Raw genomic sequence first — 12,780 nt, 5'->3', positions numbered from 1 at the left:
ATGTGGACAGGAAACGAGTTCTTAAGGTAATGACAAGATCAAAGTCTTTTTACTAAAGCAAGCATGAGATTTACAGAATGTTCAACCGCCTTTGCCTCGAACTCACCGTAATCCATATGGGCACTGTCATCTGCTTTATCAGAGATCGCGCGGACGATCAGGTACGGAATCTTATTTAAGTATGCCGCCTGTGCAACAGCTGCGCCTTCCATCTCTGCGCAGTACGCGTCAAATGTGTCACAGATCCATTTTTTCTTTTCCTTACTGTCAATAAACTGGTCACCGCTGGCAACGCGTCCTTTGAAGGTGCTGATGTCCGGGTTTGCCTCTCTGCACGCCTCTTCCGCAAGAGTTAAAAGTCTCTCATCAGCCGGAAATTCCTTTACACCGAGCTGTGGGATCTCACCGACCGGATATCCGAATCCGCCTGCGTCCACATCATGCTGTACTGCCACTGTGGAGAGAACGAGATCCCCGATGTTGATCTCATTTCTCAGGGATCCCGCGATTCCTGTATTCACGATCCCATCAACCTGATAGAGATCCACAAGGATCTGACTGCAGATACCAGCGTTTACCTTACCGATACCGGAACGAACAATGACAACGTCTTTTCCTTCCAGTTTTCCCTTGCAAAAGTTCATTCCGGCCACTGTCTTCATTTCTGTCTCTGTCATTTTTGCGCGAAGTTTCTCAACTTCTACTTCCATTGCTCCGATAATACCAAGCATTTGAATTCCTCCGTGTTATAACATTATTTTACCAAAATATCGATCCTGTTTGAGTTTCAGACAGATTCTCACCATCTTTATCGTTTTCATTATACGGGATAATGGGGCGCAGGTCAAATAAAGTTCCTTTTCATCGTTATCTTTGGCGAACTAATATAAGTCGCTGATACACCCTGCCTTCACACTGTAACGGGAATTTTCCGATACACCGAATCAGGGATCGGCAAAATCCGCATCCGCAGCTGTATGATGCGGATTGTTCATTTAACGAATTTCCGTCCCGCGAATAGTACGGGCAGAGTCTCCAACAAAATGGACTTCAGTGCTTCTCTTGACAATGATTCTCTGCTGTGAGTATAATAAGGATACTTTCAATTCGGCCATACGGCCAGACTTTTACAAACGGAGGTTTTTATATGGTATACAAGACACAGGGCACCTGCTCCAGAGAAATCCATTTTGACGTAGAGAACAACAAACTCAAAAACGTAAGCTTCGTTGGCGGATGCAACGGCAACTTAAAGGGTATCGGCCTTCTTGTTGAGGGCATGGATATCGACGAAGTGATCAAAAGAGTCGAAGGCGTAAGCTGCAACGGCCGCCCAACTTCATGTCCAGACCAGCTTGCAAAAGCTTTAAAGCAGTATAAAGAGCAGCAGGCGTAATCCATCTTCGAACATATTGATCAGTCCGAATATTATTGATCTGACCGATTTTATACGCAGAAATAGTAAAGGCTCTATATCAACCATGCAGCAGGATTCTAAGGAATCCCGCCAACTATTGACATAGAGCCTGATATAAAGCTTAAAAATAGCCCCGCAAGAGGTTGTGTTGCGCGGGGCTATCTCTTTCATTCAGTTTATAAATTTGGAATCATTGTTCTTACCGACCTCGGTCGGCCTTATCTAAGGTATCCTCCCATCAACCATCTCCCTTTATCAAACATGTATTTATATTATTCGGCCGAAATAATATACGAAATTTACGAGTTATACCTCGTGGTCGGTGAGAAGGACGCCATCAGTCTGAGTGGCTTTTCCTTCCATGTTATCTCCCCACTCAACAAGATGCATTGCCCGTGCACGGTAATATTTGTTGACTTCACAGCCTGATACAGTGAAACCTACATGGTAGGATGATAACCTCGGTTCTTCTTCTATACTTTTTACAAAATCCCAGTGATTAACATTTACCCAATCTTCTTTCTTTTCATCCCATACCTCTAAAAATACCGTCTGATATATTTTGTCAACAACTACATGTGCATATGTATCTACGGAAATATGTAATGTACCATCCTGCTGATTAGTGATTTCCAACATTCCTGTCGAAAACACTTTGCCTCTGGTAATATTATCCGTTATATTCGTTGATGTCCTTTCTCCATTAGTCAACACAGTACTCTGCATATTTGTGCGCGCCAATTCTCCCCAGGTTACATTTGGCATTGCGTATGCCGTATTCGTCATCATTACCATACCCACCAACACACCATAGATACATCTTCTAACTTTTTTCATAGCTCATTTCTCCTTTACTTTATTTATTAATATAAACGTATGCAAAAAAGAAATGTGACCGTTTTTTAGGAAAAATATAAATATTCTAATATCTCTTTAAATTTTTCTTCCGGAATAGATCCATAAATACAATAGTAATAATTCTTAATGGGAAAAATTGCTCCACATTCTTGAGATCCATCATCCAAAGAATTTACAGAATATTCTATTTTTTGATTAATCCATTTGTTTATAACAACTTTTTTATTCTCCCTATCTGATACTATTCTCGTCGATGATGTAGTCTCCTTTTTTCGTTGTATAAAGTAAATAAATTTGTCGTTATAACTAAAACGGATTTCAACGCCATCTTCATACATATCATATCCATCAAATTTCATTCCTGATGGATAATAACCAAACAACAGTATTGGAATATCTAATTTTTCTTCTATCTCTTTGTATATTGATTCCAACTTGGAATCTTTTAGTAAATTTTTATCATTATCTAATGAAATCTCTGCAGCACTACCAGATTTCCTAAAGAAATAACTCTTCTTCTCAATCGCCGTCCCCCCAAGCATCCCCGCGATCACTGCAACCAGCGCCGCCGTAGCCAGGACCTTCTTTTTCCCAAACCGGACAATCTTCTTTTTATTCTGCTTTTCATCCTGCTTTTTCTCCAGCTCCAACAGTTCCGGTCTATTTTCTTCTACCAATGTACATTCTTCAGCACCTGCCGTTATTTCCGGGATTGCTCCAGTCCGTGCATCTGACTTCGTCGTTTCCGGTTTTGCTTCAGTGGCTTTCCGCTCCATTTCAGCTTTCCGCTCCATGAACCGCTTCATAAGGCGCTCCTCGGCTCCGGCAAAAGAAACATCCTTAAAATTTTCATTCACATGATCCAGCTGTTTTAACAGCTGCTCATCGGAGTATCCAAATGCTTCCTGAAGGCATTCACTTATTTTCTGATCTTCCTGATTTTCCATGTCTGCCATGATTCAGCACCTCACTTCTTTTCTTCCTTCGTTTCTTTTAGGGGTTGACATTTCTTTTTCAGCCGTTACTATTAAAATATCGGTAATCTCGTGTATCTTGATCACCGCACATGGGTTCCCGCATAACCTGCCGGAGCCGAAACTCCGGACAATTGTCCGGAAATTCCATGGAGGCATTTATGAAAACAATTATTCTCACCGGCGGCGGCACAGCCGGCCACGTTACACCGAACCTCGCCCTGATCCCGTCCCTCAAGGCAGCCGGTTACGATATTCGATACATTGGTTCCTACAATGGTATGGAACGCAAACTGATTGAAAACGCAGGGATTCCTTATGACGGAATTTCTTCTGGAAAACTGCGCAGATATTTCGATCTTAAAAATTTTTCCGACCCATTCCGCGTCTTAAAAGGTTACGCGGAGGCGTTAAAAATCTTAAGAAAATACAAACCAGATGTTCTCTTTTCAAAAGGCGGCTTTGTAGCGGTTCCGGTTGTTCTCGCCGCTAAACACTACCATATCCCGACGATCATTCATGAATCAGATATGACCCCGGGTCTGGCAAACAAACTCTGTATCCCATCTGCTAAGTGGGTGTGCTGCAACTTCCCGGAAACTCTAAAATATCTTCCGGCGGGAAAGGCAGTTCTCACAGGATCCCCGATCCGTGCGGAGCTTCTTCAGGGAGACAGACTTGCCGGTCTCCAATACACCAACCTCTCCGCTGCAAAACCGATCATCCTGGTTATCGGTGGAAGTCTCGGCTCCGTCAAGGTAAATGGCGCAGTCCGCAGCATTCTTCCAAAGCTCTTAGAGCAGTTCCAGGTCATCCACATCTGCGGAAAGGGAAACCTGGATGAATCCCTGATCGGGACTTCCGGTTATGTTCAGTATGAATATGTTGACAGTCCGCTGAAGCACTTATTCGCAGCAGCTGATCTGATCGTCTCCAGGGCGGGCGCAAATTCCATCTGTGAAATTCTTGCGCTCAGAAAGCCAAACGTCCTGATCCCGCTCTCCGCCGCTGCCAGCCGTGGAGATCAGATCTTGAATGCAAATTCTTTTGCAAAACAGGGGTATTCCACAGTCCTGGAAGAAGAGAAAGTAACGGATGATACTCTTTTTGACGCGATCCATGATACTTATGAAAATCGCCGGACATTTATTGAAAATATGGAAAAGAGTCATTTAAATAACGCGATCGATACGATCATGAAACTGATCAACGACTGTGCGGATCACAAATGACCTTTGTCAATACGGCTTTGCAGTTCTTCTCTTAAGTATTTTCTCGCTCTTGAAATTCGCGAACGACACATGTCGTTCGTGATTTCAAGACGCTCACAAATTTCTTCAGTCGTCAGCCCCTGAATGAAATACATGATCGTAACGTCTTTCCACGATTCTCGTAATCCATCCAGGATCTCATAAATCTGACCACAGCTTTCTCTGCTGATCACAGCCTGAAGCGGGTCATGTGCAGAAAAGTCCGCGATGATCTCCAGCTCGCTCAGATCTTCATCCTCATTCGGCCTGATACTTCGTTTCTCTTTTCTGAAATAATCGATGCATTTATTTTCAACAATACGGGCCAACATTGCCTTTACGACTTTTTTATTCTCCAGCTTCCCACCATAATCCGCCCGGTAGAACGACCAGAATGCCTCCATGACAATATCTTCTACATCGTCAAACGGCACTCCGATCGCATACGCCAGCTTCATATACATTTGAGTATATTGCGTAATCAGTACTTGCAGCAGTTCATCTTTGTCCTGCGGCATATGATCTCCTTCAACTCTTTTCTGATTACCGTTTACAGTGCACTCTTGATCTTTTCTGCAGTTTCAGCGAGCACTTCCGGTTTTTCCTCTCCCGGTGTCCAACCGGCAATGACCGGACCACCCTCATAACGCGGAATTACATGTACATGGAAATGAAATACCGTCTGGCCGGCTGCCTCACCGTTATTCTGAACCAGGTTAAAACCGGCACAGCCGAGAGATTTCTTCATTGCTGTTCCAAGTTTTGCCCCGAGAGGAAGTACTTTTGCGGCAATCTTCGGATCCAGTTCGGTAACGTCCTTAAAATGTTCTTTCGGAAGGATCAGGGCGTGACCTTTTGAAGCCGGACCAAGGTCCAGGATTACACGAAAATCCTCATCCTCATATACCGTTGAAGATGGGATCTCACCATTTGCGATCTTACAGAAAATACAATTACAGTCTTTCATTATATGATACCTCCGTTCGGCCATCGGTCTCCCTTAGGCCTATGATATAAAATTATAGCAAGAATAATGCCGATTACAAGGCCAGACAGGTGTGCAATGTTGTCCACACCGGTACTTGTATAGCCCAGATACAGGGAAAAGAAGATCATGACCACAAGCTGTCTTGTATTCAGATCCTCCAATCTTCCTTTATTGATCGTGACCACGTAAAGCAGCCCACCGACCACTCCAAAAATTGCACCGGACGCTCCTGCTGATACTGTCATTGTATCAGCTGTATGCGCCATCATCGACACCCAGTTCGAGCCAATCCCACAGAGCAGGTAAAAGATCAGATACTTCACATGCCCAAGTGCCCGTTCCAGATTATCTCCAAGAACAAACAGGACCAGCATATTATTCATGATGTGCCGGATCCCGAAATGCATGAACATTGCCGTCAAAAGCCGGTAATACTCACCGTCCTCCAGGACCGCCGGCGCGTACATTGCGCCTTTTGTATACATGAAATACGCGTCCTCCGACGAACCTGTGATCTCAAGATACAGGAAAAACAGCACATTCAGAGCGATCAGGAGTCCATTTACATAAGCCTTTTTTCCATATTGGCTTCCCATGGGTTCCATCCTTTCCATGCTGTTATTTCATGACGCCAAGTCCTTTTGCGATAATCGTGATGAAGTCCTGTACATTCGTCACGATGGTCGTCGCCGAAAGACTTCCCCGATCCATGAGCTTGTTCACAACAAATTCATCTGCATCGACCGTGTACAGATAGACCGGTCGGATCGTTCCGTCCTTCATCACGCGGAATGACGGTGTCATATTTCCCGTCGCGATCGTATGGAGCATAGTTGCCAGGCAGATCACGCAGGTTGCGTCCCTGACCATATCCCGCATTGCACTCTGCCCCTGGTACGCGTCTCCGATCACCTCCGGCATCGGACCATCGTCACGGATCGAACCGGTCAGAACAAATGGAATATGATTTTTTACGCATCCGTAGATAATCCCATTGTCAATATGATTTTCCTCGATAAACTTTGGGATCGATCCGCTTCTCCGCACCTTGTTCAGCACATCCAGATGGTTATAATGTCCGTTTGGCTGGGAAACCTGTGTATAAATATCCTGTCCCAGCGCAGTATGTAACAATGCACCTTCCAGATCATGAGTCGCAAGCGCATTTCCGGCCATCAGACCATGTGCGTATCCATTCTCGATCAGCGACTGCATCGCGTTTCTCGCGTCATAGTCGAAGGAGAACGCCGGTCCCATGACCCAGACGATCTTTCCATGTTCTTTCTCATACCGCAAGAGATCCATCAGGCGGTCATAGTCTCTCGCATAGGAGGTCTCTCTGCTCCGGCCCTGGCGAAACACAAACTTATCCGCAAGTGCTGCCTCTTCCTCTGTCTGAAATCCGGTGCTGTGGACATAAATGCCCTCTTCACAGCCTTCACTCCGTCCCAGGATCACCTTATCTCCTTTTTTGAGATTCCGGTTTTCAACCACTTCCAGATGTCCATCCGGACAGATCACTACGCTGGAATCCATGCGGCTTTCTTCCGCCAAAACCCATTTCCCCTGGATCTTAAAATATTCTGGGAACATGGATGTGCTGTGAAAATATTCAGGAGCTACCCCATCCATCTCCACAACTTCCCATCTTGCGTCAGGAGCCTTCAAAAATTGTTCCTGTGAAAAATCGGGATGATGATATTCCGGTATCTGAAATGCCATGATACCCCCTCCTTTCATTATTGATGGATTTATCATAGACCAAATGTCAGAAAAACACCACCCCTGTTTTTATTTTTCCACTGTTACAGTACACGGGCACTCCATATCTCCTCACTATAACAGGATTCTTCCGATGCTTCCCATTCCGAACCGGCAAAATCCACGATGGCTCAATATATGCTTGTCCGTTTTCTATAAGAAACGATATCTCTGATCCGCAAAAGATAACTGATCCCCCGGAGAGATCGTCATGCTTTCATTTGTTTCCAGAAAATGACCGTTCACACTCGTTCCATTCGTGGAGTTGAGATCCGTGATGATATATCCGTCCCCGCTTTCCTCGATCTTCGCATGGATCCTGCTGATCTGGGGAAGATTCAGGCAGAGGTCCGAGATTTCCCGGTTCTTCCCGATCAAAAAGGGAAAATATCCGACCTGAACATCTTCGCCTCCGTTCTCCGGTACGAGCCGCCTTGTCACCGGATAGATCTGCCGCCCGGTAAGAAGGACCGTATGCATCTCATCCGCGTCTTTTTCCCGCCCGGTCTTTTCCTCGGTTTGTGACCCGCGATCATTCTGATCCCGTTCTTCCTGAAAAAAGTGTTTTGCTGCGCCTGAATATCCCGCTTCCGGGATTTCTCCCCGCTCCAGCTCCTCTTCCTCCCGGAACATGATCTCCCAGTCCTCTCCGTTCTCCTCCTCATCTTCTCCTTTCTTCCCGCCCGTTTCTTTTTCCACAGCAAAGATCCCGGCAAGAAGAATTCCCCATGCAGCTAAGATGCCCCATTTTAAACGGATCACCAGTTCCATTCCACCGGCAAGAAATACAGCCGCCGGAACTGCAGGCAGCAATATTCCCAGCAAAACTTGCAAAATTCTCCATTTTATGCCCGGCTCTTCCGTGTCATCGGCGTCCTCCTGTTTTTCCTGCTCTGATTTCCGGACCTGTTCCATATATTTTCCCGATTTCTTTCCTTCTCTGCGTTCCTGCTTTCCCACATAAAATTCTCCCGGAACTGGTTGCTTTTCTTCCTGATCTGCCCGTAATTCTCTCTTATCATCTATACATCCTCCCTGAATTTTTCTCTCATATGTTTCCATTTTTCCTGCTTCCCTGTCGTTTTTTCCACCCGCCCTCAGACATGATTCCAGATCCGCGATCCCAAAGTTCTCCTTTTCTCCTGCTTTGAACAACGCAAACGCAAGGATCACCGCATCACCGTCCGTATGATCCACATGGTCCAGAATATATCTGGAGAGTTTGCGGAAATTTATTTCAAACGATCCTTCCGTTCCCGGAATAAAACAAAAATTTGCCTTGAGATCATCCGGATCCACATAGATCAGATCGGGATCCAGGGCAAGCTGGTCTCCATCCATCAAAAACTTTTCTAAAGATGCCATTGCCATGAGCAGATCTTCCATGATCTGCCGGATCTCTTTCGCTGTAAAAAAGCGGTACTCCATCATCCTGGAAAGTGCCTGTTTTGAAGTAATGTTAAAATAAAGATAGCTTTCCCCATCGACCCGTTTTTCCCGGAAAGGAAGCAGTCCTGTGATCCGGTTTTCTGACAGCATGCGCAGCGAATATGTTTCATTCATTTCCGTTTCCGGATGCAGGACCATATAATTCCGGTTCATTTCTCTCTTAAATTCCGTCCTCATCAGTCCTCCAGCCTGTCCATGATCTTCTTTGCGGCATCTTGTTTTCTTAGGAAAGTTGCCGGCTGAAAATCGGTCCGCTCCATACTCAGATGCCAGTCTCCTGCCGATGCGTCTCCTGTAATCCCGGTTATCCCCGTTTTCAGGCCGATCGTGTACTCTCCAAGAAAAAGTCTCGGATTTCCCATCCGGGTTCCTTCCGCTTCGAACATATCTGGCGTTTTTTTCTTATCAACATTATTTCTCACCCTCTCGATCGTCTCTTCCAGGATCATACCCCCTGTCACAGTATCATGAACGGTATAGGCATACCGGATCAATGAGGCCAGCGACAGGATGACCACCGACATGACTATGGATGCCTCAACAGTCATACTTCCATCGTATTTTTGATTCTTTTGCCTTTTTTCCCTCATAAAACTCTCATCACCGCCATCCACAACGCAGTCGGAAGCAGAAATGGCAAAAATGGAAGCCGCATTTTCCGCAGATTCCCGTTTCCGCCTCCTATCGTCATTACACTTACCGCCATCGCAAGTCCGAAAATACCGCAAAAGAACTGTCCGGAGATCAACAGCAAGACTATCTCCTTCCATTCAAGGAAAAAACCGGCCACAAGAAAAAATAATCCATCTCCCTCCCCGATAATTCCATCCGCAAACCGGTTTATGAGCAAAAGTGCAATCCCCGGGATCATCGCCGGAACAATTTCTTCAAGTACACGGCCTTCCAGCACACAAACAGCCATCCCTGCTGCCGCACCCGCAGTCAATACCTCCAGGCTGATACTTCTTGTTCTGAGATCCTGCCACGCAGCGATCCCCAAAAACAGAAAAAACAGACTCATTCCAATTCCCCCTTTTTTCTCGCACAATAGGAACATAGTCCCATATGTTCCGCTTCCCCGCGCGGCATTTCACGGACATAAGAGATCATAGATGCACAGTTTTTATCGAAATGGTAATGTTCCCCCGCTGCTGTGACATAGACGATCCCGGATCCGTTTTCCTTTCCCGCACACACTGCGCAGGGCGTTCGCTTTTTCCCATAGCTCCCGCCTTTTTCCGCTTCCATCTGCGTCACGCTCTGGTACTCATTGGAAATATAATGGCAGTCACGAAAAAGATGATAACGCCCCATCCCGGCCCCCACATAGACGATCTCTTCGTCCGAATCGCGGTCCGTCTCCAATCCGGTCCCATTTTCTCTCAGTTTTCCCCTCAATCCGATCCATGTCCGCCTTTTTACAGCTGCATTTCTCTGTTGTTTTCCAAGAATTCTCCCATAAAAAGGAACATCTTCCCGGTACTCCACCTCAAATGTGATATCCCCATTTTCTCCATACACCTCTGCCTGTTTTACCAGTACATGATCCGCATACTGCCCGACTCTTCCCCTGATCCAGAGTGCTGCTGCCGCGTCTGTACAGAATGCGGGAAGTCCGCTATTTTCTTCTTCAGGATCCGTATCCATCAGAAGACCATACTGGCTGATCTCCTCCCCTATCCGCTCGGTGCAGGTCTGCACTTTTCTCTGCCGGTCAAGCCAGGATACCGGCTGCAGAAGTGCCAGGAAGAAAAATATCGCGAGCGGAAGCGCAATGGCTGCCTCTGCCGTCATAGATGCCTGAAATCCGGAGGCGCATGGATGTACTCTCCTTGCCGGCGGGGTTAAAAACGTATATTCGTGTACCTGGAGAGACACTTTTTGATGAAAGAAGAGTTTTCGTATATTGATTTTCATAAAGAAACCGGCAAAGAAGAGCACGTCCACACACCTCCTTTCTTTAATTTCTCAGCATTTTTACAGCAACCCGCAAACCTCACTCCAGATCTGCTCCGGCAGCATGATCCCGGCATTCTGTTCCAGCCGTCAATATGATCCCGCCGCATGTACTGTTCCTCTGTATTCCTCTTTTTGAAAAAACATATGCTTTTGCATGACCTCCGCCTCGATCTCGATCTGATACGCACAGCTCGCTACGGAAAAATCAGCCTGTCCCATCCGGATATTCCACTGGATGAGATCCATCATGCGGAAATTTCGTACCCCGCGGTCCATAAAGAACATCATGCAGCTCAAATATTCCGTATAATTTCTCCCGTCCTGTCCGCTCTCTGCCGTTTCTCCCAAAAACGACTGATCCAGCAGACCGGAAAGTCCTGTTTTCCATGTCGCATCCGTTTTCCAGAACGAGACCCTGCCTCCGGCCAGAAGTGTCTTTACATCCAGCACTGCTTCCCCAAATGCCCATAGCGTCAGGATCAGGAATGAGACTGCCATCTGAGCCGGGATGATCCCCGCTGTCACTGCTGCTGCCAGCGCTTCTGCTTCCGCCTTTTTATCAGGAGAATTGAGCAGATACAGAAGGTTCATCGATCCGCGCAGCATAAGCACCTTGTTTACCGCTTCTTTTAAGTTTTCACGGTCTGATTTTTTCCCTGAGAGAAGATATTCCATCTCATAATCAAGAGCAGCATCCGCCTCCCCTGTTCCGTCCGTAAATGATCCAAAATAAAGCGGAATATATTTGCTGACAAGCAGTTCCTTTTCTGCCGTCTCCAGGATTCCCATCGCTCCTGATCCAGTATTTTCAGATCCTGTCTCATGTTTTCCCGCAGATGGGATCCCGTTTAAGGATACTGCCCACCCGGAAACTTCCGTTCCCGCCGGGAGCAGCTGTTCAAAAAGCTCTTTGTCAAAAAGCTCCTCCAGTCTCTCCAGGGCAGCCACTTTTTTCGCGTCTTTCGGTCCGGAGTTCTCTGACTCCGGGATCTCCATTTCATCAGCACACTGGCTGATCGCATCCCAGTCCACGTCGTCCTCTTCATCCGTGTCCGGCTCCATCTCGAGATACCCACAGGCTTCCTCTAAAAGTTCCAGATTTCGTTCCACCTGTGTTTCTGCTTCCCGATACCTTTGCAGACGCTCCTTCGCGCTTTTTATGACCTCCCCGCATGCGGAAATTTCCTGCCCGAGAGTCTCCGCTGCTGTTTCATCCTCCACAGTCTTGAACCCTGATTCTTCATTCTCTTTCTCCAGCCGTCTGATCTCCTGTTCAAACTGTTCCACAAGATTTGGGAAATCCTGGAATTCCTTCTTTAATTTCCTGGCACTCCTTTTCAGCGCAGACGCACTCTCATCAGATGCTGCATTGCTGAATCGGTTCTTACAAGTTTCCATTTCCAGCAAAGAATTTTCAACCTCCCGGGCCGCCTTCTCCAGTCTCCGTACTGCCCGTCCGGACTTTCTGCAGGAATCATACAGATTTCGGAAATCTCCCGCTTTCTTTACCTGTTCCGCCTCTTTTAAGAGCCCGCTGCCGGATGCAAAAAGTTCCGGGACCCGGTACTTCATGTAATCCGCGATCTCTTCCTCCAGCCACCGTCCATTCTCATCAGTCATGCGGAGTACCCCGGAGAGAGAAACCTTTTCCCGTCTTGCCGGATACATATTGGTCTGTTCCAGATAAAAATCAAGATAACGCCCGAATGTCTCCTGGATCGCCGCCTCCGAGTCATATTCCAGAAACAGGAGCTGATAGCGATCCCATAAATTTCGGTTATAATAGCTCATCACCGATGAGACTGCCGAGTCAGACGCCATCCTCAGATACAGTCTTGCCCCGGCCGTCCTGGCTGATTCTAAAAGTCCAAGCATCAGCGACATCACACACAGGATCGTCAGACTCAGAAACACTGTGATCTCTCCCCGGTACCGCATTTAATATACCTCTTTCGCCTGTTTATTGATCTCCGTGAAAATTCCGGTCAGAAGTTTGTTGATCTGGGTCTTAAATACAATGACCAAACCGATCAGCACGACAAGGATCAGCACAACTTCTATGACTCCGACGCCATCTTCTTCCATAAGAAATCTTTTCAACTGCATACACTTACCTCCAAACAT

The 12,780-nt window shown here is 46.5% G+C and carries 16 protein-coding genes; 3 read left to right on the top strand and 13 right to left on the bottom strand.

Annotation, left to right across the window (positions count from 1 at the left end; genetic code table 11):
* Positions 1 to 38: 38 nt before the first annotated feature.
* Positions 39 to 731, bottom strand: a complete 693-nt coding sequence (locus V2546_RS07210; protein WP_118297581.1) for a 5'-methylthioadenosine/adenosylhomocysteine nucleosidase — start codon at positions 729 to 731, stop codon at positions 39 to 41.
* A gap of 416 nt (positions 732 to 1,147) precedes the next feature.
* On the opposite strand from V2546_RS07210, the gene V2546_RS07205 reads away from it, so the two are divergent.
* Positions 1,148 to 1,396 carry a TIGR03905 family TSCPD domain-containing protein gene (locus V2546_RS07205; protein ID WP_118297582.1) on the top strand — a complete coding sequence of 83 codons (249 nt, stop codon included), beginning with the start codon at positions 1,148 to 1,150 and terminating at the stop codon, positions 1,394 to 1,396.
* 327 nt (positions 1,397 to 1,723) lie between these two features.
* Here V2546_RS07205 and V2546_RS07200 read toward each other — a convergent pair whose 3' ends face one another.
* On the bottom strand, positions 1,724 to 2,254 hold the full coding sequence (locus V2546_RS07200; RefSeq protein ID WP_118650706.1) for a DUF6147 family protein: 531 nt from the start codon (positions 2,252 to 2,254) through the stop codon (positions 1,724 to 1,726).
* A gap of 65 nt (positions 2,255 to 2,319) precedes the next feature.
* Positions 2,320 to 3,231 carry a DUF4367 domain-containing protein gene (locus tag V2546_RS07195; RefSeq protein ID WP_329751942.1) on the bottom strand — a complete coding sequence of 304 codons (912 nt, stop codon included), beginning with the start codon at positions 3,229 to 3,231 and terminating at the stop codon, positions 2,320 to 2,322.
* Positions 3,232 to 3,410: 179 nt separating this feature from the next.
* Between V2546_RS07195 and V2546_RS07190 the strand changes: the two genes are divergently transcribed.
* Positions 3,411 to 4,481, top strand: coding sequence for an undecaprenyldiphospho-muramoylpentapeptide beta-N-acetylglucosaminyltransferase (locus V2546_RS07190; RefSeq protein WP_329751941.1), 1,071 nt, complete (start codon positions 3,411 to 3,413; stop codon positions 4,479 to 4,481).
* Here the strand turns inward: V2546_RS07190 and V2546_RS07185 are convergent.
* The 8 genes from V2546_RS07185 to V2546_RS07150 form a co-directional block, all read right to left on the bottom strand.
* Positions 4,472 to 5,017, bottom strand: a complete 546-nt coding sequence (locus V2546_RS07185) for an RNA polymerase sigma factor (RefSeq protein WP_118321468.1) — start codon at positions 5,015 to 5,017, stop codon at positions 4,472 to 4,474. The two genes, V2546_RS07190 and V2546_RS07185, sit on opposite strands and share 10 nt — an antisense overlap.
* Positions 5,018 to 5,049: 32 nt before the next feature.
* Positions 5,050 to 5,466: an HIT family protein gene (locus V2546_RS07180; RefSeq protein ID WP_118321469.1), complete on the bottom strand. Its 417-nt coding sequence runs from the start codon at positions 5,464 to 5,466 to the stop codon at positions 5,050 to 5,052.
* Positions 5,466 to 6,083: a rhomboid family intramembrane serine protease gene (locus tag V2546_RS07175; RefSeq protein WP_118297588.1), complete on the bottom strand. Its 618-nt coding sequence runs from the start codon at positions 6,081 to 6,083 to the stop codon at positions 5,466 to 5,468. Before V2546_RS07175 ends, V2546_RS07180 begins: the two co-directional genes overlap by 1 nt.
* 22 nt (positions 6,084 to 6,105) lie before the next feature.
* Positions 6,106 to 7,209: a putative NPN-dependent ornithine cyclodeaminase gene (locus tag V2546_RS07170; protein ID WP_118513628.1), complete on the bottom strand. Its 1,104-nt coding sequence runs from the start codon at positions 7,207 to 7,209 to the stop codon at positions 6,106 to 6,108.
* Between the two features lie 192 nt (positions 7,210 to 7,401).
* The gene (locus V2546_RS07165; protein WP_329751940.1) at positions 7,402 to 8,874 is read right to left on the bottom strand and encodes a DUF6382 domain-containing protein; all 1,473 of its coding nucleotides are present in this window, start codon (positions 8,872 to 8,874) and stop codon (positions 7,402 to 7,404) included.
* A complete protein-coding gene (locus V2546_RS07160) occupies positions 8,874 to 9,287 on the bottom strand; it encodes a hypothetical protein (RefSeq protein ID WP_142410687.1) in 414 nt (137 codons plus the stop codon). The genes V2546_RS07165 and V2546_RS07160 overlap by 1 nt, the downstream gene beginning before the upstream one ends.
* Complete coding sequence (locus tag V2546_RS07155) at positions 9,284 to 9,718, bottom strand: prepilin peptidase (protein WP_329751939.1); 435 nt, start codon at positions 9,716 to 9,718, stop codon at positions 9,284 to 9,286. Before V2546_RS07155 ends, V2546_RS07160 begins: the two co-directional genes overlap by 4 nt.
* Positions 9,715 to 10,491 carry a hypothetical protein gene (locus V2546_RS07150; protein WP_329751938.1) on the bottom strand — a complete coding sequence of 259 codons (777 nt, stop codon included), beginning with the start codon at positions 10,489 to 10,491 and terminating at the stop codon, positions 9,715 to 9,717. Before V2546_RS07150 ends, V2546_RS07155 begins: the two co-directional genes overlap by 4 nt.
* Before the next feature lie 87 nt (positions 10,492 to 10,578).
* On the opposite strand from V2546_RS07150, the gene V2546_RS07145 reads away from it, so the two are divergent.
* Positions 10,579 to 10,752 (top strand): hypothetical protein, encoded by a 174-nt coding sequence (locus V2546_RS07145; RefSeq protein ID WP_182426478.1) that lies wholly within the window; start codon positions 10,579 to 10,581, stop codon positions 10,750 to 10,752.
* Here V2546_RS07145 and V2546_RS07140 read toward each other — a convergent pair.
* Positions 10,744 to 12,594 (bottom strand): DUF5702 domain-containing protein, encoded by a 1,851-nt coding sequence (locus tag V2546_RS07140; protein WP_329751937.1) that lies wholly within the window; start codon positions 12,592 to 12,594, stop codon positions 10,744 to 10,746. The two genes, V2546_RS07145 and V2546_RS07140, sit on opposite strands and share 9 nt — an antisense overlap.
* On the bottom strand, positions 12,595 to 12,762 hold the full coding sequence (locus V2546_RS07135; protein ID WP_118297595.1) for a Flp1 family type IVb pilin: 168 nt from the start codon (positions 12,760 to 12,762) through the stop codon (positions 12,595 to 12,597).
* Positions 12,763 to 12,780: the final 18 nt, after the last annotated feature.

The organism is Clostridium sp. CM74B_53 (assembly GCF_036318045.1).
Classification (GTDB): domain Bacteria; phylum Bacillota; class Clostridia; order Lachnospirales; family Lachnospiraceae; genus Pilosibacter.
Note: the sequence above shows the minus strand (reverse complement) of the source record. Positions and strands in the feature narration are given on the sequence as shown.

What these genes read in the sequence shown, in the direction of transcription:
- V2546_RS07210 (WP_118297581.1), bottom strand. Translation starts at nt 731, where the DNA reads ATGCTTGGTATTATCGGAGCAATGGAAGTAGAAGTTGAGAAACTTCGC.
- V2546_RS07205 (WP_118297582.1), top strand. Translation starts at nt 1,148, where the DNA reads ATGGTATACAAGACACAGGGCACCTGCTCCAGAGAAATCCATTTTGAC.
- V2546_RS07200 (WP_118650706.1), bottom strand. Translation starts at nt 2,254, where the DNA reads ATGAAAAAAGTTAGAAGATGTATCTATGGTGTGTTGGTGGGTATGGTA.
- V2546_RS07195 (WP_329751942.1), bottom strand. Translation starts at nt 3,231, where the DNA reads ATGGCAGACATGGAAAATCAGGAAGATCAGAAAATAAGTGAATGCCTT.
- V2546_RS07190 (WP_329751941.1), top strand. Translation starts at nt 3,411, where the DNA reads ATGAAAACAATTATTCTCACCGGCGGCGGCACAGCCGGCCACGTTACA.
- V2546_RS07185 (WP_118321468.1), bottom strand. Translation starts at nt 5,017, where the DNA reads ATGCCGCAGGACAAAGATGAACTGCTGCAAGTACTGATTACGCAATAT.
- V2546_RS07180 (WP_118321469.1), bottom strand. Translation starts at nt 5,466, where the DNA reads ATGAAAGACTGTAATTGTATTTTCTGTAAGATCGCAAATGGTGAGATC.
- V2546_RS07175 (WP_118297588.1), bottom strand. Translation starts at nt 6,083, where the DNA reads ATGGGAAGCCAATATGGAAAAAAGGCTTATGTAAATGGACTCCTGATC.
- V2546_RS07170 (WP_118513628.1), bottom strand. Translation starts at nt 7,209, where the DNA reads ATGGCATTTCAGATACCGGAATATCATCATCCCGATTTTTCACAGGAA.
- V2546_RS07165 (WP_329751940.1), bottom strand. Translation starts at nt 8,874, where the DNA reads ATGAGGACGGAATTTAAGAGAGAAATGAACCGGAATTATATGGTCCTG.
- V2546_RS07160 (WP_142410687.1), bottom strand. Translation starts at nt 9,287, where the DNA reads ATGAGGGAAAAAAGGCAAAAGAATCAAAAATACGATGGAAGTATGACT.
- V2546_RS07155 (WP_329751939.1), bottom strand. Translation starts at nt 9,718, where the DNA reads ATGAGTCTGTTTTTTCTGTTTTTGGGGATCGCTGCGTGGCAGGATCTC.
- V2546_RS07150 (WP_329751938.1), bottom strand. Translation starts at nt 10,491, where the DNA reads ATGACGGCAGAGGCAGCCATTGCGCTTCCGCTCGCGATATTTTTCTTC.
- V2546_RS07140 (WP_329751937.1), bottom strand. Translation starts at nt 12,594, where the DNA reads ATGCGGTACCGGGGAGAGATCACAGTGTTTCTGAGTCTGACGATCCTG.
- V2546_RS07135 (WP_118297595.1), bottom strand. Translation starts at nt 12,762, where the DNA reads ATGCAGTTGAAAAGATTTCTTATGGAAGAAGATGGCGTCGGAGTCATA.